Below are 20,546 nucleotides of genomic sequence, written 5' to 3' on the forward strand. Positions count from 1 at the left end.
GACAATTAAGCTGTCTAAAGACAGCCCTTGTCCTAAGCCGATTCATCCCAAGCCTGAAGGCAAGGGCTTTCTCGGCTATATTTTGTAAATACACAGAAGCACGCTTATTTAAGCGTGCTTCTGTCCATTATCTTAACGTTAGATTTCAATATGCCGAATTACATTATATAATCTTTGGATATGTTAATCCTTGCTATTTCTTTATTGTCTTTGTCATACCATACTGACCCTGACGGGAAGCTGATTTTAGTCGTTTTAGCTAAAGGAACATATGAAATAAAATATTGTCCTGGAAGAATGGATAGATGATATTTCTCCTCTTCTACAAATACGGTTATTGTAGAGACTCCGTCTTCGTTCTTCCCAAGAAACCTGACATACTGACCTCGATTAGTTTCCATAATCCGATATCTGACTAAATTTGTACCATGCCCTGCCGAGTTAATCTTCAACTTATGATTAGGACCTCTGGTGAATTCGGACTCACCCGTTTCCGATCCCGTAGTAAACAGCACAATCTTTTTATTATCTATATCCTCGACCTTTTTGACTTGGACAGACATGGCTAACATTTCGCTTATTGCTTCCTTGATCGCTTGTTCATTGTCCATTATTGAATATTCATAATAAGGTTTGATGTAACGATAAGAGATAAATAATAACAGGAGTATAACACTCATCGTGATGAGTACCTTATAATTTATTAAGGGTTTCAATCAGCCATCTGCCCTCTCTTACTAGATTTTTAATTTATGAAAAAGCAGGAGGTACATTTTATTGATTATTATAGCTATATTAATAACTATTACGGGTTTGCTTATGTTTTTTCGACCTAATATCGTATGGGCTATGACAGAGAGTTGGAAATCAAATGACGCCACAGAACCTTCGGATCTGTACATTTGGTCAACTCGTTTTGGCGGAGTATTGTTCACTCTTGCGGGCATTGGGGGGATCTGCGCATCTTTTTTCCTCTAGAAAACAAAGCCCGCGAATAACGCGGGCTTTTGTGCATATGGCTCCTTAACTATAGCCTCTCACTTATTGACTAGATAAGCCGCGACCTCAGCTAATCGCGAAGCATAACCCCATTCGTTATCGTACCATGTTGCAATGGATAGAATCTCACCTTGTATTTGGGTTAATGGCAGGTCAATGATCGAGGAATGTGAATCGCCTACGATGCGAGATGAAGCCCATTCGCCTTCGAGTACGTCCAATACTCCTTTTAACTGACCCTCAGCGGCCGCGCTGCGGAAAATATCGTTTACCTGTTGCACCGTACACGGCTTTTCCGTTACAAGGTTTAATTCGGCAATACTTCCGGTACGGGTGGGAATCCGATAAGCCTTACCCGTAATCTGCAAATCGTTCCAGATGAACTTTAGCGCCCTTGCGGCTCCGGAGGAAGAAGGAATGATGTTTTCCGCGGCGGCCCATGAATCCCGTCGATCCTTCATAGGCTGATCGGTTAGCGACTGGGTGTTCGTATAGGAATGAACCGTCGAAAAGAGGCCATACTTAATTCCGAAGTTTTCTCTTACAATCTTGACGACTGGAGCCAATGCATTGGTCGTACAACTCGCCATGCTAATAATCTTGTGCTTGTCCGGATCGAAGTTATCTAGATTGATCCCTTTAAGCAATACAGCGTCGCAATCTTCAAGGCTCTTGCTCGGGCCGCTGACTAGCACTCTATTCGCTCCGCGATCCAAATGAATTTGAGCAACGGCGCGAGTTACGGCTCGGCCCGTACAATCGATGACCAAGTCCACATCCAAGGCTTTCCAATCCGGAACTTCTTTAGACGAATTGATAAACAGAATTTCGCGTCCGCCGATTACGATAAGACCTTCTCGTCCCGACACCTCTTCCTGCCAGCGCTTATAGTTGGTGTCTACCTCGAACAGAGCGGCGAGCGTTGCTTCGTCCTTAATATCTGAAATAGAAACCGGAACAAAAAGCTGATCCTGCAATGCGACTCTTAATAATTGTCTGCCAATACGTCCGAATCCGAATATCCCTATTCTGCCCATAGTTAACCTCCGTCGAATGTTGAATGATGTACTGTACTTATTTAAAATATCATGGTCACCCTCTTTTTACTATCTCTACGCTTAAATTCTAATGATATAATTAACGACATGAACTCAATAGTTGGAGGGAAAACGGTGATATTTTTACGCAATGAAAGTTTCCGAAGTTATATCCGCTTGTATCCGATTACGGCGATCATTCTCGCGATCAATTTGATCGTGTTTATTTCCGATACGATGATATTCGACCGGCAGTTAACGATAAGGGGCATGTTCTATCAGGAACCGATAACTGACCTTTATGGCATGAACGAACCATGGAGGTACGTGACTTCTATCGTATTGCATGCCGGTTGGGATCATTTATTATTTAATTGTTTTTCGACGTTGGTGTTCGCTCCGCCGCTGGAAAGATTATTGGGGCATTTCCGTTACTTGGTCTTTTACTTAATAGCGGGCATAGTCGGCAACGCCTTAACGGCATTCGTACATGCAGGCTCCGAATACGCATCCGTTGGTGCTTCGGGGGCTATTTACGGCATATTCGGCGCTTATTTGTTTCTGGCCGTTTTCCGAAAATTCGCTTTGGATGAAGCAACGCGCCAAACGATTTACACCACCTTGATCATCGGTTTGATCTACTCGGTTCTGATGCCGAATATTAATATTTGGGCTCATATCGGAGGCAGCATTGCCGGGTTTGCGATGATGGGCGGATGGGTCTTAGGAAGAAAAAATAGGGGAAATCAAAATGAGACTTCCCTTTAAGTCGGAATCACGTATTTACGTTTGATCGTTTCTTTCAGCGACAGGATGGAATCTACTTTAAGGATGACCTCTTCGCCGGGTTTTGCGTTAATACTAGTCACATCTGCAAGGATGTAAGTCATGCTAGGATTCCCAAGTGTCTTTATGTGTTGCTTTTGAATAAGCAATTTAGGCCGCGGGAAAAATCGCAAATATATTTCCCGAAGAAAGCTTTTCCGTGTTCTCGTTAAGCCGAATCCGTCATATACGCCGAATGCTATGACCGCGATCCACATATTCTGTTTAGCTTTGAACGTGCATCCATAACCAACGTATTCCCCTTTATTAACGAATCGAACGGACATAACGCTTGTCTTAACGAGAAAGGTTGGAAGAAGACCGATGTTCGCCTTGGAAGATAGAAAGCCGTACATGGCATTGCCTATCCGAACCATATCCAGTCGCGATTGCGGAAAATCGATGCATGCGGCGCTATTCGCGATATGAAAGATCATGGGCTGATTATAGATCATTGATATTCTCTTCTTGCAAAACATGAACTTATCCCACTGCTTTTTGGTGAAGCTTCTATGATTGCCGTATGTGGACCCAAAGTGTGAAAAAACGCCTTCCATCGTAATGTGATCGCATCGTTGCAATGCCTCTATAAAATCATCCAGTTGTTCGATCTCAAGGCCAAACCGATTCATGCCCGTATTTATTTTTAGATGAAACCGGCCCTCATATCTCTTATTCTCGCATATGGAATCATAACGATGAAGATCTGCGATATTGTCGATTGTGGGAATTATGCCTTCTCTGACTCGATCATCGAAATACGGAGACAAGATGTGTACCGGTTTTGTAATTCCAGAATGGATTAGTTGAATGGCCTCATCCATGCTGTTCACGCCAAATCGGTCAACGAAAGACTGGATTTGAAGAGATAGCTCCACCATGCCCAGGCCATAGGCATTCGATTTAACGATAGCCATGAACAATGCATCACCGCTTAATTTGCGAACACTCTGTATATTATGGATAACATTAGGCACATTTACTTCAACGAAGGAATTCATCAAGTTAGCTCCATTCCATAATTCATCTGATAATGAATTAAGTGTAGGAGAGAGATGTTTCATACTGAGCACTAAATGTATCTAATCAGTAAACGATCCCAAAAAGTCGTTGTTTTGGTCGATGATGATTTACGGGATTTGTTCCTTGCCCTCCAGCATCATTTGATGCTTGTTTAAATCCGGCTGGAAGCGATAACGGGTCGCTCCATCCGTTCCGGCAAACCTTCCGCCTTCCACGACAAGCTGGTCGTCCAATTGCGTCGGCAGTACCATTGGCGAAGTTGTCCAATAAGGAATCGCGTTATCCCCTTCTTGGAACGTGAAGGCTGAGGCCTCCCCGGTTTTCTTATCTATTCCATAAGCATAAAATTCAAGTCCATGGCAATCGGTATATCGAGGAATGAACAAATAAAGCTCAACTTTCGGGAAATCAAACTTCTGCATCATTATAGCTTTGTTTTCTTTTTGAATGATCTCAAGTGCCTCATAGTTCTGAATTAGGCTTTCCCCACCGGCAGTTGCTTTAAAGAAAAGCTCATAGTCGCCCGTGATCGTGAGATCGGTATCTAGTCCCAAACAACTCGGAGCGCCTAACGGTTGAATCTTCTCGGCACTGCCTTTCCGAGGCCGCAGTTCAAACTTGCCTAACGTGGATTCGCCGATGGCTCTGACCTCTAGACTTGGATATTCGGAATCATGCTTGGCTTCGTCCGATATAGGTGGCTCCGTGTCAGGAAAATCCTCTATGGCGGGGCCGATTTGAGTGGATTCAAGACCTTTAGAGCTCATGTACTTATAGAAAGCCCGTTCCACTTTATTGTCCTTCCATACGATCACAAGCTGCGACTCGATGTTTCCATTTTCGATGCCTGGCATATCAAACCCATTGTCTTTCTCCAGATCCGAGTGAACCGAATAGCCCTCTCCGACACCGTAATCATATCTCCATATATCCACAGCGGTCCACGTGCGCATATCATTCGGATCATCCTGATGCGGCTGCGCGAAATCCCGCTTAACCGACTGGCCCTCAGCAGCGTTGCCGAAAATATTCTTGACATCTTCCTGCGCCATACCTATTTTCAAATGCTCCCTTACATATTCAGCCGTCATTTCGGACTTCCCCGCACCAACTTCTTGGGTATCCGGATACGACAAACTTGATTTAGGAACCAGAAAATAAACTCCAATCAAGACAATCGCCGTCGCGACTGCTGCTGCCCAAGGAGAGAAACGTTTCTTACGCGGTTTAATTCGGTCGATAAGCGCTCTTTCTTCGACCTTGCGCATCATTTCCGAATCGAATTTCGTTACTTCGAAAGGCCCTCGCTTCATTCGGGCATACCATTCCGGTTTGTTATCCTTCACGCCGTTCCACCTCCTTCATGAACTCCTTCATCTTGCTTCGGGCGCGATGAAGTCTTGATTTCACGGTTCCTGACGATACCCGCAGCAGTGATGCGATTTCTGACAGCGGTAGCTCGTACTTAGCATCCAACACCAAAACCTCACGATATTTGGGAGGAAGCTTCAATACAAGTTGCCATATGGTATCCGTGAAGGTCCTGCTCATGTACTGCTCCTCAGCCGATGAAGCGCTTGAAGCGGAATGGATCCATTCAAGGAGCGTTACCTTGCGAAAAAATGCGTTTTTCCGGTAATTAATAGCCGTGTTTCTTGTAATGGAAAATAGCCATGTTCTTACCGTAGACTGTCCGCGGAAAGAAGCAATATGCAAAAATGCTCGCAGAAACACATCCTGGGCGATATCATCCGACATGTCTACGTTTTTGGTCAAGAAGTAAGCGTAATTCCATACCTCTTGACCGTGTTCCTCCATCAATTCCTGCAGCGTGGCGGTTGGAATGTCGGAAACATATTTTAAGTAATCGCGCGTCAACATTCTCACCTCGTAAGATTAGACAACGGACAACACAAAAGGTTCCCATTTATTAAGATGAGACGCCATGTTTTCTTTTTCTGGAAAAAGGCGATGCTAAAGCGGGAACCAAAAACCAGCATCCAGGAGGACGGAAAAATGAAAACAATCGTCGTGTCTGTCTACTTAAGCGTGATCAGTTTCCTTCTTTTAGGGACCTTACCCGTTACCCCAACAGCATATGCAAGTTCGGGCGAGACTCAGAAGATGGTGAAAATCATTAACACCAAGGGCGAACAAGTCGGTGCCGCTTTGCTTATCCAAAAAGCGGGCGCTGTCCAGCTTCACATCGAAGCGAAGCACCTCCCGCCGGGCGTACACGGTATTCACTTCCATGAAATAGGCAAATGCGATACCCCCGACTTTAAATCCGCAGGGGAGCATCTGAACCCCAATAAAAAACAACATGGGTTTCACAATCCGAAGGGTTTTCACGCTGGCGATCTGCCGAACATTCAAGTTAAGCAGGACGGTACCGTAATCGCGGATTTAGAAAGCAGATATGTCACGCTAATGACAGGGATGCCCAACTCCTTGCTAAAGCCTGGCGGAACAGCGCTCGTTATTCATGAAAAAGAGGACGATTACGTTACAGACCCTTCCGGCAATTCCGGAAACCGGATTGCTTGCGGACCCATCCTTTAGGTAGCGGAACGCTCTTCCATCGTTGCAGGCAAGCCAGTTAAGACCGGCATGCCTGCATCTCCAATTTCATAGCCATTGCCGTTATCGGTATTTTTTCACATTCAGGGTATCTAGGCTATAGAATTCATATCCCTTTTGTCTCGCATCATCAATAATCTTTCCCAGAGCCTCTGCGTTGTCGCTGGATACGGAATGAAGCAAGATTACAGCGCCGGGATGGAGTTGGCCCATTACGTTCCCGTAGGCATAACTCCCTCCTTTCTGCTGTTTGATATCCCAGTCCTTATAAGCAATTGACCAAAATACATTGGTGTAGCCAAGCTCACGGCAAACATCTAACATTCGATTGCTGAATATTCCTCTTGGCGGTCTGACGAACCGCATTCCTTGTCGGCCGGTTAACTTGGACACTTCCTGACTTACTTTATCCAATTCTTCCTTTATTTGCGTAGCCGACACTTGGGTCATATCCGGATGGCTCCATGAATGATTGCCGATTAAATGATTTTCAGCAGCCATCCTTTTTAACAATTCCGGTTGATCTTGCACGAAATGACCCGTTACGAAAAAAGCGGCAGGCACTTTCTTTTCCTTCAACACATCAAGTATTCGGGCCGTGTAACCATTCTCGTATCCATTATCGAACGTAAGGTAAAGCTCCTTCTTGTCCGTATTGCCCAAGAAGATGGCTTCGTGCTTTTGCAGCGTATCCATAAAACCCTCTTCGGCAATAGAGGGAAGCTTGCCCTCCTTGCTTTTCTTAAAACCAAAGTGGAAAGGCTGATTTCCATGAGCAGATACTGGAATGGTGACGTTAAGAAAACAAAATAATACTGTCAAAACAATGAGCGGTTTAATGATTCGCTTCATCTTCGTTCACTCCTTGTTTGTAATCCCGAATATCCTTCCACAATAGCGGTTAAGATACTCATCATCATTTCCCTTTGGGAGGAGGATTGTTCTTTACGATGAAGCTGTTCATTACAATGATCACGATGATATGTTTTGCATTGAATACTTACAGCTTTGCGGGTGCATCTAATGCCTATACGGAAGCGGAACTTGAGGTTGTACATTTTCTTCAAGAATTATTTGATGCCCGTTCCCAATATTTGCTTAGCAAAGATGAAAAAGAGATCTTAAATCCTTACTACCTCCCGACGGAAACATTAAGCAGACATGCTTTAAGGCAGGAAGAAATGAGAAAACAATACATTCACGCTTGGGCGGCTCAAAGAAAAATACAATTTGTGCGAGCGGAAAGCCATATTCGCATTCCACGCATTCGCATGGAGGGTGATCGAGCCAGAGTATCCGTCGTCCAATCCCAGAAATTGGATTACACGTATATGGAGCCCATCTCCATTAACCAATCCTTTGGAGTCGGAACACGCCATGCCTTGATATTAATCAAAAAAGACGGAAAATGGCATGTCCTGAAGGAATGGTATTCCGATCCGCTTAATGAAAACCCGAAATTAATATCCAAAATGGATGAGAACTTTCCAAACCCTTCAATCCATGAACATTTAAAATCAACTTCTATCGCCAAGGGAAAATCCAAATACCGTCGGGACCGAGCGGTTGCTTATGCTAACAAATACGCAGGCGCAGCCTGGGGTGCCGGAAACGACAAACGCTACAATAAAAAGTATGTGGATTATACTTCCAAGGGCGGGGATTGCACCAATTTCGCCTCACAGGTTATTGGCGACCCGAAAGAAGGCGGCGGGTTGCAAATGACTGCCAACTGGCAGTATTGGTTTAACTCGGGAGGTAGCCATACATGGGTACAGACAGACCGTTTCAGCAGATTCCTTCAAAATTCCGGATATGTGCGCGTCATTGCCAAAGGAACGTTTGAAGAAATTACCAAAGTAAGCAAGGACCATCCCTACGGTGTTATTGGACAATTAAAGCCCGGCGATTTAATCGCTTATATTCTGCATGGCAATGACGTCGACCATTTCGGCGTACTAGTTGGGTTTGACGATTATGGCTATCCGCTTGTGAATTCCCACACCGCCGATCGTCACAGGGTGCCCTTCGATTTGGGTTGGGACCAACATACCCGCTATTTGCTCATTCATATCCGGGATTAATTCATGGAACTGTTCATACAGGGACAGCTTGACTCATAAAATACGAGGACAAGGGCTGCCATTGTATTGAGGTGAAATCATGGGTTATTCTCTTCTAGCTAAACAGATGGCGTTTCGTCTAAATGCCATCGTTCTTGTAAAGGTGATCGGTTTCTTGGGGAGAATTCCTTTATACCGGATTTTAGGGGCTGAAGGCGTCGGTTTATATCAAATCGCTTATTCTTTTTACGGGCTTATCTTTACCGCTGTTACAGGAGGGTTTCCTACCGCGTTGGCTTTAACCACGTCAAGAAACCGGGATCTAGGGAGACGGATGTTCAAAGTATTGCTCTACTTCAGCCTTCTTCTAGGAGGAAGTTTGGGCTTTTTTATTTTCCTGTCCGCTCCGCATCTCGCTAACGCTTTAGGAAACCCTGACCTAGTATTCGCTGTCCGCTGTATTTCACCGGCTGTTTGCGTGGTCCCTCTGCTTTTTGTGATGAGAGGTTATTTGCAAGGCTTAGAATATTACAGATCGATAGCCGCTTCCGAGTTGGTCGAACAAGCGGCGAGAATCGCCGTTCTTCTCGTCCTGACTGCCTTATGGAGTCAATATGGAATGCCTGCTGCGGTAGGCGGCGCCGTCCTCGGAGCTTTTAGCGGAGCTAGCTGTGCTTTATTATTGTTGTGCGCTGTTTTTATTTACCGTTCGAATCATTTCACTACTAACTTTACAAGAAAAGTCAACGTTTCCACGAACGATCACCCGGTGCGAATCACGCGGAAGGATCTTATGTTGTTTCTCGGTACCGCGCTAGCTATATCCGCTACACGTATCATTGTTCCCCTCTCCGATTTTCTAGATTCGTTAATCATTCCCTTTCGCTTGCAGTTTTCGGGTCTCACCTATGATGAAGCCGTTTCCGTATTCGGGGAAATTACCGGAATGGCGGCAACGATCGTTTATTTGCCGACTGTGTTCACCGCGGTTTTATCTTATACGATATCTACCAAAGCGGCTGCGGATTGGAAAGATCAGAACAAGGAGCGTTTTGTGAAACGTTCCCAAATGGCCATGGAAATGACATGGCTGTGGGGCATAGGTACGGCCATGTTCTTGTTTTTCTATGCGGAGCCGTTATCCCTTATCCTCTTTGACCACGCAGGAGCTGCACGCGGGATCCGTTACCTGGCGCTCATTCCTTTTTTCGTCGGGAATCGAGAACTAACAACGACTTTATTATGGTGCGTCAATTTAAAACGCGTTCCGCTAAACGGATTGCTGCTCGGTGTCATCATTTCCCTGTTTGCAGGTTTCTTTTTGACAGCCATTCCCGGTTTTGGTTATGCCGGAGCTGCCATAGGTGTCGTGGTACTTGAAATTACGGCAGCGTGTTGGAACTTCATTGCCTTAAAGAAGCAGTTCCCTTCTATTATTCAATCCTCAGCCATAGTAGCGGAAACTCTGGTATTAATTCTGGTCTTTATGCTTCTTTATTGGCTAGGACGAACGATTGATATCGATTTTCTGCCTAAAACGCTTCATATGCTAGGAACGATGGCGTTAAGTCTGATCGGAATCGTTCTCTATATCGCCAGAAACAAGAGAATCAAGTCATTTGTTTAATTGCTTCTCCCCTGGAATGCCAGACATATTCATTATTCCGCCTCCGTATATTCAGTTAATGACCATTTCCAAGGAGCTGAGATAGATTGAACCAAGAAGCGCAATTCGAACATCAATTTTGGCTGCAAATTCTGGGCGACCATGCCAGATTTATATTTAATGCCTTATCGCCGAAAGAGACGAGAGACATAGAAACAGCCCAAGCATTCATTCATCATTTCGACCAATTGCTTGACTGGGCACGCGCTAATGTCGACACCTCTCAATTAAATGAACTTAACGTTGCGGCTTTGCAATTGACGTTAAGCTTACGAGCTTTCAAACTCGATCTATTGGAGAGACGGTTGCTCGGAAAAGTAACGATCGGATTACCCCCCACCTTCATCAATCATATGGTCGATGAACTTGAAGAGTACAAGAGAATACTGGATGAACTTGTGCAAGGAAAGCCTGTACCGCATTATCATTCCCTGCATCATGACTTACTATGGTTGACGGATGCTGCCGGTCATGCGGCCTCGATCGGGATGAATCTGGATACGGTAGAAAAACATTTGATTCATAAGAGCAAAGCCTTCGAGCGGCACTTTAACGAGTGTTACTTAAAGGCCATAGAATTAACCGGTTACTTGAGGACGATAAACAATCACTATCCGGCGATCTTCCGTTTCCATGCGGACGTCAACATTGAGATGACTGTGTTCATGGCATTCCTGAAGGAAATTGAGGAAATGGGATTAAGCGACGAGCTTCTAAGCCGCCTCAATCCGCTCGTTCCGGATCACATGTATCGGGAAGAATGTTACTACTTAATGAAGTTAGCCCAATGCGGCCACATAACCCCGCCAAATTGCAATCCGGCGAAACCTAGAGTCGTAGTCTAAGTTTTTATTTGGTTGCTCCCATAGACATAACTCTAACCTTCACTTTTACGTTTACATCAGCCTTGGAAAAAGCTTCCCCCCATCGGTCCTGAACGCCTTTCCATTGCCGATATTGTTTGGCTCGCGCATATAGTCCAAACCCTACAGGATCGATCTTCGCTGCCTGTATTTTATCGATCAACTGCACAAACTGGGCTTCAAGCTGTTGCTCTATCTCTTTCTCCAGCTTTTTCGCTTCCTTTTCTACATTGAAGGCAAATAGCCGCTCTGACAAGTTAATCCTCATCTTCACATTGATATCGAAGCGGAAATTATTCTGCTCATAATTCACTTTGGTCTTAGTTGAAATATCCGTTGCGGTAAAGCTTAACTTATCGTGTTTAAAGAAGCTTTCGTCCGATTGGGAAGGAATCGTGACCGTAAACGGAAATTCTCCTCCCCGGCGAGGATTCAAGATGCTGAAAAGCTTGTTTTCGACCGGGTCAAGCGTGAGCGCGTAACGACCGTCTTCTTTCAGCAGTGCCGTACCCATTACTTTCAAATTGCCGTCTTTGCGTAAATCCGAAATACTAGGCGTCATTCCCTTCTCGAACATTTGCCTGTGCAATAGCTGGATCGTTGTATTCACAGTTATATTCCTCATGTGAGCCGTGCGGAGTAGTTCCGCCAAATAAATGGGGAGACGCGGTTTATCTTGGGGCGAATATCGGATAATATCGGATACTTTTCCATTAACAAGCGCCACAATGGGAAGGACCGTATTTTTATTGTCGCGGTATAAAGGATCCAAGAGCTGAAACCAGCCTTTATGCTGAAGAAGACGTTTACCGAGCAGAACCGCTTGTACTTTGCCTCCCATGGTCAAGGCAACCACACTGCGATCGAATTCTTCTCTTGACTTCCGCGTCGTATTCGTACGGACTTCTAAATCCTCTTCCTTCTTTTTGGCTTCCTTGCTAAAGACGGGACTTGAAATGGAGAAGAGAAGATTATCCTCCTCGTCTAAATCGATTCCAATCAGCAAAGAGAAAGTGACATCTTCCACATTCAAGCGATCGCTGCAATTTGTAAGGAATGCTGCTAGAATGAGCATCGTACAGCACAGTTTCCATTGTTTCAATGTAATTCCCCCTTATGGACTCTTACATAAAACTGGATATATACCCACAACAGCAAGGGAAGTACAAACGTGATGCCAATGTTATAAATACTCACCCGCTTTGACCACATGTCCGCTTGATTCCAAGAAGGATGAATAACAAATACAATCGCGATAATCAATACGAGAAGGACCGCCACATAGGGTGTGTGATCCTGCTTTCTCATCAGTTGACTTACGCTGAACGCGGCAAAGAACATATATGGAATCCATGAGGTTGAAACGATAAATAAATAGATAGCCAAAAAGATCATATCGAATCGTTCCAAAAAGCGGAATTCGATCACTTTCAGCAGACTTAGCAGAGGTTGATTATAACCTGTGATCTCGTCGGGACTGAAAAACGCGAAACAAATAATAGTGACATAAATGTACGCCAATATCGTTATTGAATTAGCGATTACGATACCGAGCATTGCCGATTGTTTGTTCTTTAAGAACGGATACACGATCATTGTAATTTCTAAACCCGCGATGGAGTATATGGTCGATTCTAAACCTTTAACAACCGGCATCATTCCTTCCTTGAACAAAGGCAACAAATGAATCCAGTGGCTGTCGCCCAAAACCAGCAGGAGAATAAACGGCATCCAGGCCGTTAGGTAAAAGACGAGCTCGCAATACCTTCCCATAATTCTCAACCCGTTGCGAGCAAGCATAAAAGTAGGGATGGTAAACAAGAATACTACAATATAATCGGGGGTTTGCGGTAAAAACCAAGCTTTGATATATAGCATCGCTCTAATTAGAATGAGCCAGACAGCACATATGAAATACAGCGTTACAGGTATTGAAATGAAAAGAGACAGCCATTTTCCAAAAAGCCGGTTAAGCAAGTCGTACAAAGTATCATTGGGAAAACGCTTGAAAATTTGAATCATTACATAGCTGGCGATGATATTGATGAACCATCCGATAATTAGCGACATCCAGCCGTCCGTCCCGGATTTTTCCGCCAAATCTTTCGGAAGAGACATAATCCCCGTTCCGACTTGAATTCCATGAATAAGAAAGATAAACTGCATAAAGGTAATTTCGTTCAGGGCATACTTTTTCATTGCATATCCCCATTTCTCCGGTTATCCCCTGCCCGTCTTGATTGGACGGCTCTCGTGTTTTTCGGACGGTTCACCAATTTCCAGATTGGCAACCGGACGAACGTATCCTTCATATCGGCCCAACGGAAGGGAGCAAGCGGACTTGCGTATGGAGTCCCCATTGACTCCAGGCAAACAAGATGCGCAATCAATATCATCATTCCGATGACAATCCCTACAATTCCGAACATAAACGCAATGACCATCATCGGAAACCGCAGCAGCCGAAGAGCCGTCCCCATATCGTAGTTGGGGATAATAAAAGAAGCGATGGCAGTCGAGGCGACAACGATGACCATAATATTACTGACGATCCCTGCTTGAACGGCCGTCTGGCCGATAATGATTCCACCTACGATTCCGACTGTTTGCCCCACCGGTGCGGGCAGCCGAATCCCGGATTCCCGCATCATTTCTAGCGTTATTTCCATCAACATCGCTTCAAGCAACGGCGGAAACGGGACGAGTGTCCTTGATTCGGCAACCGATAACAAGAGCTGGATTGGGAGCACTTCGTAATTAAAAGAAATAAAAGAGATATAAATCGCGGGTAACAATAAAGCGATGGCAAAAGCCAAAAAACGAAGCAAGCGGATAAACGAAGCGATCAGCCAGCGCGTGCTGTAATCGTCTATGCTTTGGAAAAAAGAGATAAACGTAGCCGGAGCAATTAATACACTCGGGGAACCGTCTACAACTACGGAGAATCTCCCTTGCAGAATCTGAGATACGGTCGAATCCGGACGTTCGGTAAGAATAATCTGAGGGAAAGGCGAATAAGGATTGTCTTCGATGTATTCGACCAATTCTCCGGTATTGATAATAGAATCGACATCAATCGATGACAGGCGCGATTCCAACTCAGCCAAAACTTGCGGATGAGCAACATCGGCAAGATATATGATCCAAACTTTGGTCGCTCCCCTTTTCCCAATGGAAAGTTCCTTGATTTTAAGCTCGCGGTTTGGAATATATCTGCGGATTAAAGCAATATTTTGCGTCCCAGTCTCCAGAAACCCTTGATGAGCCCCCTTCAGAGAAGTTTCGATTTGGGGGTCCTCGATTGTCCTCTGCGGCCATCCTTTAGTATCGAAGAGGAAGGCTTCGGGCCGGCCATCCGCGAATAGTACGGTATCTCCTTTAAGAATGGCGGTTTCCACCTGGCTCCAAAGAGAACCCTTGCCGACGTTACCCACATTAGTGAACGGAATGTCCCCTTTATCGTTAGAGGCATGGGCTTCCCTCATGAGCGGGGTGAGAATATTATTGTTAATGGTGGATTTATCCGTCATGCCATCCAAATAAACAAGAGCGGCCTCAACTCCTGTAACGTGGATCCGTAAACGCCGTACAATCAAATCCGGAGTAAGCTGAAACAGCATCTGAAGCTTCTCCAAATTGGAGGTTAAATCGCTATTGAGGTTTTGTCCATCGGTCTGTTTACTGGACGGATTTGCTTGTTTGGTTTGGCGGGTATTAGGCTTCCTTTTTTTTCTAAAAAACTTGCGATAAAAAAACATTAGGCATCATCATCCCGATTAATATGACTTCCTTCTATATTTTGGCTTTATTTCGGAAAAATATCCTGTCGACGATCTAGGTTACAAAAAAGCAAGAACTAGAAAAAAAGCCAAACCGTTAAACGGTTGACTTTTTTATCGTTAACTATCGTCTTACACCTGCGATTACGATTTTCATCCCGTTTTGACCTCCATTACGTATTTGATTTTTGTTCTTTTCCGATAATTAACCCCTAATACGCCGCCAATGATCAGCACGGCACCTACGATATGATAATAAGACAGCTTCTCGTTCAAGAAGATAACCCCTGCCACTATCGAAATCAAATTGCCCAAATTCACGAATACGCTCATACGGGTCGCCTCAAGCTTGGACAGCACATAATTCGATAAGAAGGAGGAAACTAACGAAGACATCAGACCTATATATACAATTGAGATGATAAAATGTGGATGGGTTAAGGGTTCAAACAAACTTGGCATTGTCCCATTCAAGGTATGCTTGGCAACTGACATCGCATTAAAGCTAACGCAACCAATCAACATCATCACATAGCTCATTTGGATCGCCGTATATCCATCCCTCAAGTATCGCGCAAGTACGCCGTACAGGGACATCAACAGTGCTGACAACAGCAGCATAAATATTCCTAAAGCGCTCGTGCCCTGAGCCGATGCTCCACCCATCGCGATAATGTAAACCACCCCGCCGACAGAGCACAGCACGGACAATTTCTGGATCCAAGTCGTTCTCTCTTTCAGCACGAGTGAGGCCATGATCAGCGTAAAGATCGGCGAAGATGCCGATAATATTCCACCTACGGAGGATGTCGCATGCGCTAGTCCAAAAGCTTGAAATCCAAAAAACAGAGTAGGATATACCAAACCGATCGGCAACAAGCGCAGCCATTTGCGGAAGCTCAAATCCAACTTGATCCACCCCGCAAGAACCGGAATCACGATCGCCACGAACGAGAGAGTAAAGCGATACGCAAGCGTGTCTATGGGGTCCGCGAAATCCAATGCCAATTTCGTGAATAAAAAGGAAAAGCCAATGACGAACGCGTATAATAGAGCCAACAGATACAGCTTTCTTTGTTCCAGCATCTTCTATTCCCTACTTTCTTATCTCTAAGAGGTCTGCTCACAGCCGGCCGGCTTGATGAATTCAAGCATAAGGGTTTAGAAACCGTCGTTCAATCTAAATATAGTCAATCTGTACCGGTACAGATTCACGTTAGGAGTCAACCTCATGAGGGAATTCGCTAAGGTAATGAACGATATCGAACGACAGATCGAAGACGGTGCAATCCGCGGGGGCCAGAAGCTCCCATCCATTCGAGAAATGTCCGACCGCTATTCTTGCAGCAAAAGTACGGTAATCCGCGCCTATTCAGAACTGGAAAAACGCCATCTCGTCTATTCCATCCCGCAAAGCGGGTATTATGCGGTACAGAAGAAAATACAATCGGAGCCGAATCCCGAACTCTCCGTTATCGATTTTTCATCCGCTGCGCCAGACCCCGAGCTATTTCCCTATTTGGATTTCCAGCACTGTCTCAACAAAGCCATCGATATGTACAGAAGCCATTTGTTCACGTACGGAACGCCGCAAGGCCTTCCCTCGCTGCTAAACGTCCTGACCAAGCATCTCACTAGCCATCAGGTTTTCACACATCCGGAACACATCATGATTACTTCAGGTACACAGCAGGCATTGGCGATTCTATCCACGATGCCGTTTCCAAATGGAAAGCGTACCGTATTGCTGGAACAGCCGAGCTATCATCTAATGATCCAACTGCTCCTCTGTCACGGCATTCCAGTACAAGGCATTACAAGGACGGAAAGCGGCATAGATCTTAATGAATTGGAACAGTTGTTCCGCACAGGGGATATCAAGATGTTCTATACGATCCCCCGATTTCATAACCCACTCGGAACGTCTTACACGGAAAAAACTAAAAAAGCGATCGGCGAATTAGCCAAGCGCTATGACGTATACGTTGTGGAAGACGATTATTTAGCTGATCTGGAAACCGACACGAAATCGGATCCTATATTTGCCTACGAATCGTCTCATGTCGTTTATCTAAAAAGCTATTCCAAAATATTGTTCCCCGGCCTTAGGGTAGGCGTCTCCGTCCTTCCTCCCGCCCTTCTAGAAACTTTCAGCAAGCATAAGCGGTTGTCCGATATCGACAGCTCCATGTTGTCGCAAGCTGCATTGGAAATATATATTCAAAGCGGTATGTTCGAAAGACGCAAACAGAAGATAACCGACTCTTATCACAGCCGATTGCTTAGGTTAAACCGGGCTTTAGACGCTTTCAACGACACTGAGGATATCCACCCCGCCCGGGTTCCTTCTGGCCTTCATACGCATATCGCGCTGCCGGAACAATTGCACATCCCTACCTTGCTAACGCGATTAAACAAGAAACGAATTATTCTGAAAGAAATTGAACCCTCTTATCTGCCCTCGTTCGAGAAGCGGCAGCCTATGCTAAAGCTGAGTATAACAAGAGTTAATGAAGAACAAATCGATGAAGGAATCTCCGCTATCTTTACTGAGATCAAAAAAATGAGACATTCAAATGTCAAATATTTGACATAATCGAGACTCCATATAGCCATTCAGAGTTATTCCAATCTTGACTCTGCTCCATCTATACTTTGGGATGTAGATACTTTCCATTCTATTAGTGAGAGGAGACGTTCACCATTGGGAATTAGGGGTAATAAATATGCCTTCCCATGATACGTCCGCCGTGCTCCGTGAATATGCGAAACGCATGAATATGGATATGGCTGGCTGGGATGTGCTGCGAGGACAAGCAGAATCAACCAAACAAATAGCTTCTCAATACGGCATTATGGTGCAAAATACCGGTGAGGGCCAATTTGTCCATACGGTTACATCGCTGCAATTAATCGATTCGAATCAACGAATTCGGAAAGTATATGAGATGGGTGAAGACTTGAATGTCGATGAAGTGCTAAAGGATATCCAAACGCTTGTTGACCAGGAGGATTTATAACATGCAAAAGTGGTTGATGGCGGGATTAGTCTGTTTGGCTTGCATTGTTGGGGCTGTTTTGTTGTTAACAGGTCTTCCCCAAAAGGAACAATCTGCAGAAAGAGACAATAAAATCGTTGTCCCGGACAGGGCAGTCGATGCCTCGGCTTCCGAACAACTGTATAAGATTTCTTGCCTCTCCTGCCATGGAGATCAAATGCAAGGTAAATTGGGTCCGGAACTTACTCATGTCGGGACTCAAATGTCCAAAGAAGAGATATACAAGCAAATAGCCAACGGGGGCGGCGGAATGCCTGCATTCAAAGAGCGATTGACAGAGGATCAGTTGTTAACCCTTACGACTTGGCTCGGTTCCCTAAAGTAACGATTAATGGTGAAAATAACCTTGTTCGTACGCATAACGAGTCAGTTGTACTCGATTGCCCATTTGCAGCTTTTGTAAAATATTTTTCAAATGATTTTTGACCGTATGTTCGGAAATGTCTAATTTCTCGGAAATGTCGCGATTGGATGTTCCTTTGGCTACCCATCTTAAAATTTCTTGTTCTCTAGGCGTAAGAGGAGTATCTGAAGATTTCGGCGTTTCCCTCTGAGAAAATTCGAGCAGAATGCGATGCGCGAGCTCTCTTGATAGCGGGGCTTGGTCATAAATAATCGCTTTTAAGTATTCATGCCAAGCTTTCGGATTTAGATTTTTGAGTAGATAGCCGTGCGCACCCTTCTTCAAGGCTTCGAATAAATGCGTAATGTCATCCGATACGGTAACCATCACGATCTTAACATAGGGGAATCTCGACTTGATTTGTTTGGTCGCTTCGAGTCCATCCATTTCCTTCATGTTAATGTCCATGAGAATCAAATCCGGCATCCATTCAGCCGTCAATCTTATCGCTTCTAACCCGTTTTGCGCTTCGGCGACGATCCCGAAATGAGGATCCAGACTTAGTATAGTTACCATACCCTCGCGAGCATGTTTATGATCGTCTACGATAAGAACCCGAATGGTTTGGATCATAGGAGCGGCCCTTTCGTGGAGTCGATCCTATCCAGTCGTCTAATTTGCAATAAAGCAATGAATATAAGAACGAAGGCAGTTAATGCCAACATAGGTACGGTAAGAAAACCAAATGCATTTAATACATCTTCCATGCAAGAAACAGGACCGCAAGAAGCAACGGACCCACTGTGAGGCATTTCTTGTATGAAAATATGATAAATAGAAAATCCGCCGCCTATGACAACCATCGGCATAACGAAAGGGACGATTTGAGTTTGGTTACGAGCCGAAGCAATCCCCAGCAGAATCGTCATTGGATACATAAAAATACGTTGGTACCAACACAAACTGCACGGTGTAAAATGCAAATATTCGCTTAAATACAAGCTTCCTGCCGTTGCAACCACTGAAATCGCCCATGCTATGAACAACCAATTGCTTTTTTTGCTGCTTGAGTTACTCATCTGCATCCCTCCGAATCTCACTATAGATTAACTATATCGTGAGATCAGCTATTCGAACATGACTCGAAGGGGCTATGAATTAACGGAGCAGCAGCTATTACTACATCGTTCCGCCTCCAAGACGGATGTTGGGCGGAATTTTTTCCGGTCCTTGATTGATGTATTGATAGATAAAAGTGCCCGCTTGTTTCTCGTCGTACACCGTCAACGCCATTGTTTTCGTCCATGCGGTAAGAACGACTTCTTTGCCCTCCGGGATATCGTTGCTCGGAACTGCCAGCACGCCCGATCCCGCTTTCGTGAAATGGGACAAATAATCTACGGCATCCTTGACGGTTGCATTTGCATCTGGACGATAATAAATTACAATATCCCCATGCTCCAGATTATGGACCAATAACTCGTTAGTCGGCTTTTCTTCGTAAAATCCGAATTTCAAATCGTGGGGACTATGCATTCCCGAAGTCGGAATCTTCATCTCATATTGAATAGGCATTTCCGAATGTCCCTGGCCGTAATCGCGGTCAGTCGTTACTTCAATTGGAACGTTATAATTAAGGGTATCCATATCGTACTTGTTGCTCAAGCTCGGTAATATAGCAATGAATACGAGCAGAATAGAAACAACGACCATACAATGCGCGGCCAATCGTATTTTCCGGCTTTTCTTTTTTAATGCGGCTTTCTGGTCCTTCTTAAGTTGGCTCGTATTTCCCTTATTCACTTTCGAAGCATAACGATAACTTACTATCGCTAGAATAAGGATAATCCCGCCTAAAGTACCGATAATCATAACTCGATCGCCCCATCCTCATCATTTTCTAATAAGTACATCATAACCTTCTATCCCTATTAAACTCTACAAACATTAATCTGAACTTAAAATAAATAAAAAACCCGCGATTTATGCGATTCTATCGCAATAATGCTTTCGAATCAAAAAAGGATACCGGAAAAATCCGGTATCCCTCCATTATTGTTTCCCTTTAATTAATTTTTCGAGTTATCCCATTCAACGATCGTCACTTTGTCTTCCGGAGCCTCGTCCACGTTCCCTTTGGTGGAGTTGCGGAATTCCCGGAGCGTATCGCCGAAAGCTCGGCCTAACTGGGGCAGCTTGGCCGGTCCGAAGACGATCAAAGCGATGGCAAATATGATAATGAGCCCTGATATGCCGACATTGTTAAACATAGCAGCACCTTCTTCCTTTTTTCCACAATGCCGCCTAAC

The 20,546-nt window shown here is 44.7% G+C and carries 23 protein-coding genes; 9 read left to right on the plus strand and 14 right to left on the minus strand.

The window, feature by feature from the left end:
- Nucleotides 1-158 precede the first annotated feature (158 nt).
- Nucleotides 159-611, minus strand: coding sequence for a hypothetical protein (locus K7P76_RS26450; RefSeq protein WP_232189075.1), 453 nt, complete (start codon nucleotides 609-611; stop codon nucleotides 159-161).
- Between the two features lie 166 nt (nucleotides 612-777).
- Here K7P76_RS26450 and K7P76_RS33785 point away from each other — a divergent pair, with 166 nt between their 5' ends.
- Entirely contained in the window at nucleotides 778-978 is a 201-nt protein-coding gene (locus tag K7P76_RS33785; protein ID WP_349403269.1) for a DUF6199 family natural product biosynthesis protein, read from the plus strand.
- A 59-nt stretch (nucleotides 979-1,037) separates the two neighbouring features.
- Here the strand turns inward: K7P76_RS33785 and K7P76_RS26455 are convergent, their stop codons facing one another.
- A complete protein-coding gene (locus tag K7P76_RS26455; RefSeq protein WP_232189076.1) occupies nucleotides 1,038-2,036 on the minus strand; it encodes a type I glyceraldehyde-3-phosphate dehydrogenase in 999 nt (332 codons plus the stop codon).
- Nucleotides 2,037-2,171: 135 nt separating this feature from the next.
- Here K7P76_RS26455 and K7P76_RS26460 point away from each other — a divergent pair, with 135 nt between their 5' ends.
- The gene (locus tag K7P76_RS26460) at nucleotides 2,172-2,804 is read left to right on the plus strand and encodes a rhomboid family intramembrane serine protease (RefSeq protein WP_232189077.1); all 633 of its coding nucleotides are present in this window, start codon (nucleotides 2,172-2,174) and stop codon (nucleotides 2,802-2,804) included.
- On the opposite strand, the gene alr is transcribed toward K7P76_RS26460, so the two are convergent.
- The 3 genes from alr to K7P76_RS26475 all read right to left on the minus strand — a co-directional run bounded on the left by alr (nucleotide 2,801) and on the right by K7P76_RS26475 (nucleotide 5,765).
- Nucleotides 2,801-3,862, minus strand: coding sequence for an alanine racemase (alr, locus tag K7P76_RS26465; protein WP_232189078.1), 1,062 nt, complete (start codon nucleotides 3,860-3,862; stop codon nucleotides 2,801-2,803). The two genes, K7P76_RS26460 and alr, sit on opposite strands and share 4 nt — an antisense overlap.
- Nucleotides 3,863-3,991: 129 nt before the next feature.
- Nucleotides 3,992-5,230 carry a hypothetical protein gene (locus K7P76_RS26470; protein ID WP_232189079.1) on the minus strand — a complete coding sequence of 413 codons (1,239 nt, stop codon included), beginning with the start codon at nucleotides 5,228-5,230 and terminating at the stop codon, nucleotides 3,992-3,994.
- Nucleotides 5,220-5,765 carry an RNA polymerase sigma factor gene (locus tag K7P76_RS26475; protein WP_232189080.1) on the minus strand — a complete coding sequence of 182 codons (546 nt, stop codon included), beginning with the start codon at nucleotides 5,763-5,765 and terminating at the stop codon, nucleotides 5,220-5,222. The genes K7P76_RS26470 and K7P76_RS26475 overlap by 11 nt, the downstream gene beginning before the upstream one ends.
- A 135-nt stretch (nucleotides 5,766-5,900) precedes the next feature.
- Here K7P76_RS26475 and K7P76_RS26480 point away from each other — a divergent pair, with 135 nt between their 5' ends.
- Nucleotides 5,901-6,446, plus strand: coding sequence for a superoxide dismutase family protein (locus tag K7P76_RS26480; protein ID WP_232189081.1), 546 nt, complete (start codon nucleotides 5,901-5,903; stop codon nucleotides 6,444-6,446).
- 81 nt (nucleotides 6,447-6,527) lie between these two features.
- Here K7P76_RS26480 and pdaA read toward each other — a convergent pair whose 3' ends face one another.
- Entirely contained in the window at nucleotides 6,528-7,316 is a 789-nt protein-coding gene (pdaA, locus tag K7P76_RS26485) for a delta-lactam-biosynthetic de-N-acetylase (RefSeq protein WP_232189082.1), read from the minus strand.
- 98 nt (nucleotides 7,317-7,414) lie between these two features.
- On the opposite strand from pdaA, the gene K7P76_RS26490 reads away from it, so the two are divergent.
- The 3 genes from K7P76_RS26490 (at nucleotide 7,415) to K7P76_RS26500 (ending at nucleotide 11,038) form a co-directional block, all read left to right on the plus strand.
- The gene (locus K7P76_RS26490) at nucleotides 7,415-8,548 is read left to right on the plus strand and encodes an amidase domain-containing protein (RefSeq protein WP_232189083.1); all 1,134 of its coding nucleotides are present in this window, start codon (nucleotides 7,415-7,417) and stop codon (nucleotides 8,546-8,548) included.
- A 79-nt stretch (nucleotides 8,549-8,627) separates the two neighbouring features.
- Nucleotides 8,628-10,154, plus strand: coding sequence for an oligosaccharide flippase family protein (locus K7P76_RS26495; RefSeq protein ID WP_232189084.1), 1,527 nt, complete (start codon nucleotides 8,628-8,630; stop codon nucleotides 10,152-10,154).
- A gap of 86 nt (nucleotides 10,155-10,240) precedes the next feature.
- A complete protein-coding gene (locus K7P76_RS26500) occupies nucleotides 10,241-11,038 on the plus strand; it encodes a DUF2935 domain-containing protein (RefSeq protein WP_232189085.1) in 798 nt (265 codons plus the stop codon).
- 4 nt (nucleotides 11,039-11,042) lie between these two features.
- Here K7P76_RS26500 and K7P76_RS26505 read toward each other — a convergent pair whose 3' ends face one another.
- From K7P76_RS26505 to K7P76_RS26520, 4 genes are all read right to left on the minus strand, one after another.
- A complete protein-coding gene (locus K7P76_RS26505; protein WP_232189086.1) occupies nucleotides 11,043-12,158 on the minus strand; it encodes a Ger(x)C family spore germination protein in 1,116 nt (371 codons plus the stop codon).
- Complete coding sequence (locus K7P76_RS26510) at nucleotides 12,155-13,255, minus strand: GerAB/ArcD/ProY family transporter (protein ID WP_232189087.1); 1,101 nt, start codon at nucleotides 13,253-13,255, stop codon at nucleotides 12,155-12,157. Before K7P76_RS26510 ends, K7P76_RS26505 begins: the two co-directional genes overlap by 4 nt.
- A complete protein-coding gene (locus K7P76_RS26515; protein WP_232189088.1) occupies nucleotides 13,252-14,814 on the minus strand; it encodes a spore germination protein in 1,563 nt (520 codons plus the stop codon). Before K7P76_RS26515 ends, K7P76_RS26510 begins: the two co-directional genes overlap by 4 nt.
- 174 nt (nucleotides 14,815-14,988) lie before the next feature.
- On the minus strand, nucleotides 14,989-15,921 hold the full coding sequence (locus K7P76_RS26520; RefSeq protein ID WP_232189089.1) for a DMT family transporter: 933 nt from the start codon (nucleotides 15,919-15,921) through the stop codon (nucleotides 14,989-14,991).
- Nucleotides 15,922-16,066: 145 nt separating this feature from the next.
- On the opposite strand from K7P76_RS26520, the gene K7P76_RS26525 reads away from it, so the two are divergent.
- From K7P76_RS26525 to K7P76_RS26535, 3 genes are all read left to right on the plus strand, one after another.
- Nucleotides 16,067-17,431 carry an aminotransferase-like domain-containing protein gene (locus tag K7P76_RS26525; RefSeq protein WP_232189090.1) on the plus strand — a complete coding sequence of 455 codons (1,365 nt, stop codon included), beginning with the start codon at nucleotides 16,067-16,069 and terminating at the stop codon, nucleotides 17,429-17,431.
- A gap of 130 nt (nucleotides 17,432-17,561) precedes the next feature.
- On the plus strand, nucleotides 17,562-17,855 hold the full coding sequence (locus tag K7P76_RS26530; RefSeq protein ID WP_232189091.1) for an SCO family protein: 294 nt from the start codon (nucleotides 17,562-17,564) through the stop codon (nucleotides 17,853-17,855).
- A gap of 1 nt (nucleotide 17,856) precedes the next feature.
- A complete protein-coding gene (locus tag K7P76_RS26535) occupies nucleotides 17,857-18,219 on the plus strand; it encodes a c-type cytochrome (RefSeq protein ID WP_232189092.1) in 363 nt (120 codons plus the stop codon).
- A 3-nt stretch (nucleotides 18,220-18,222) separates the two neighbouring features.
- Here the strand turns inward: K7P76_RS26535 and K7P76_RS26540 are convergent, their stop codons facing one another.
- The 4 genes from K7P76_RS26540 to tatA form a co-directional block, all read right to left on the minus strand.
- Nucleotides 18,223-18,870, minus strand: coding sequence for a response regulator (locus K7P76_RS26540; protein WP_232189093.1), 648 nt, complete (start codon nucleotides 18,868-18,870; stop codon nucleotides 18,223-18,225).
- A complete protein-coding gene (locus K7P76_RS26545) occupies nucleotides 18,867-19,316 on the minus strand; it encodes a disulfide oxidoreductase (RefSeq protein WP_232189094.1) in 450 nt (149 codons plus the stop codon). Before K7P76_RS26545 ends, K7P76_RS26540 begins: the two co-directional genes overlap by 4 nt.
- 100 nt (nucleotides 19,317-19,416) lie before the next feature.
- Nucleotides 19,417-20,109, minus strand: coding sequence for a DUF3105 domain-containing protein (locus tag K7P76_RS26550; protein WP_232189095.1), 693 nt, complete (start codon nucleotides 20,107-20,109; stop codon nucleotides 19,417-19,419).
- A gap of 197 nt (nucleotides 20,110-20,306) precedes the next feature.
- Nucleotides 20,307-20,507: a twin-arginine translocase TatA/TatE family subunit gene (tatA, locus tag K7P76_RS26555; protein ID WP_232189096.1), complete on the minus strand. Its 201-nt coding sequence runs from the start codon at nucleotides 20,505-20,507 to the stop codon at nucleotides 20,307-20,309.
- Nucleotides 20,508-20,546: the final 39 nt, after the last annotated feature.

This window comes from Cohnella silvisoli, from assembly GCF_021190915.1.
Classification (GTDB): domain Bacteria; phylum Bacillota; class Bacilli; order Paenibacillales; family Paenibacillaceae; genus Cohnella; species Cohnella silvisoli.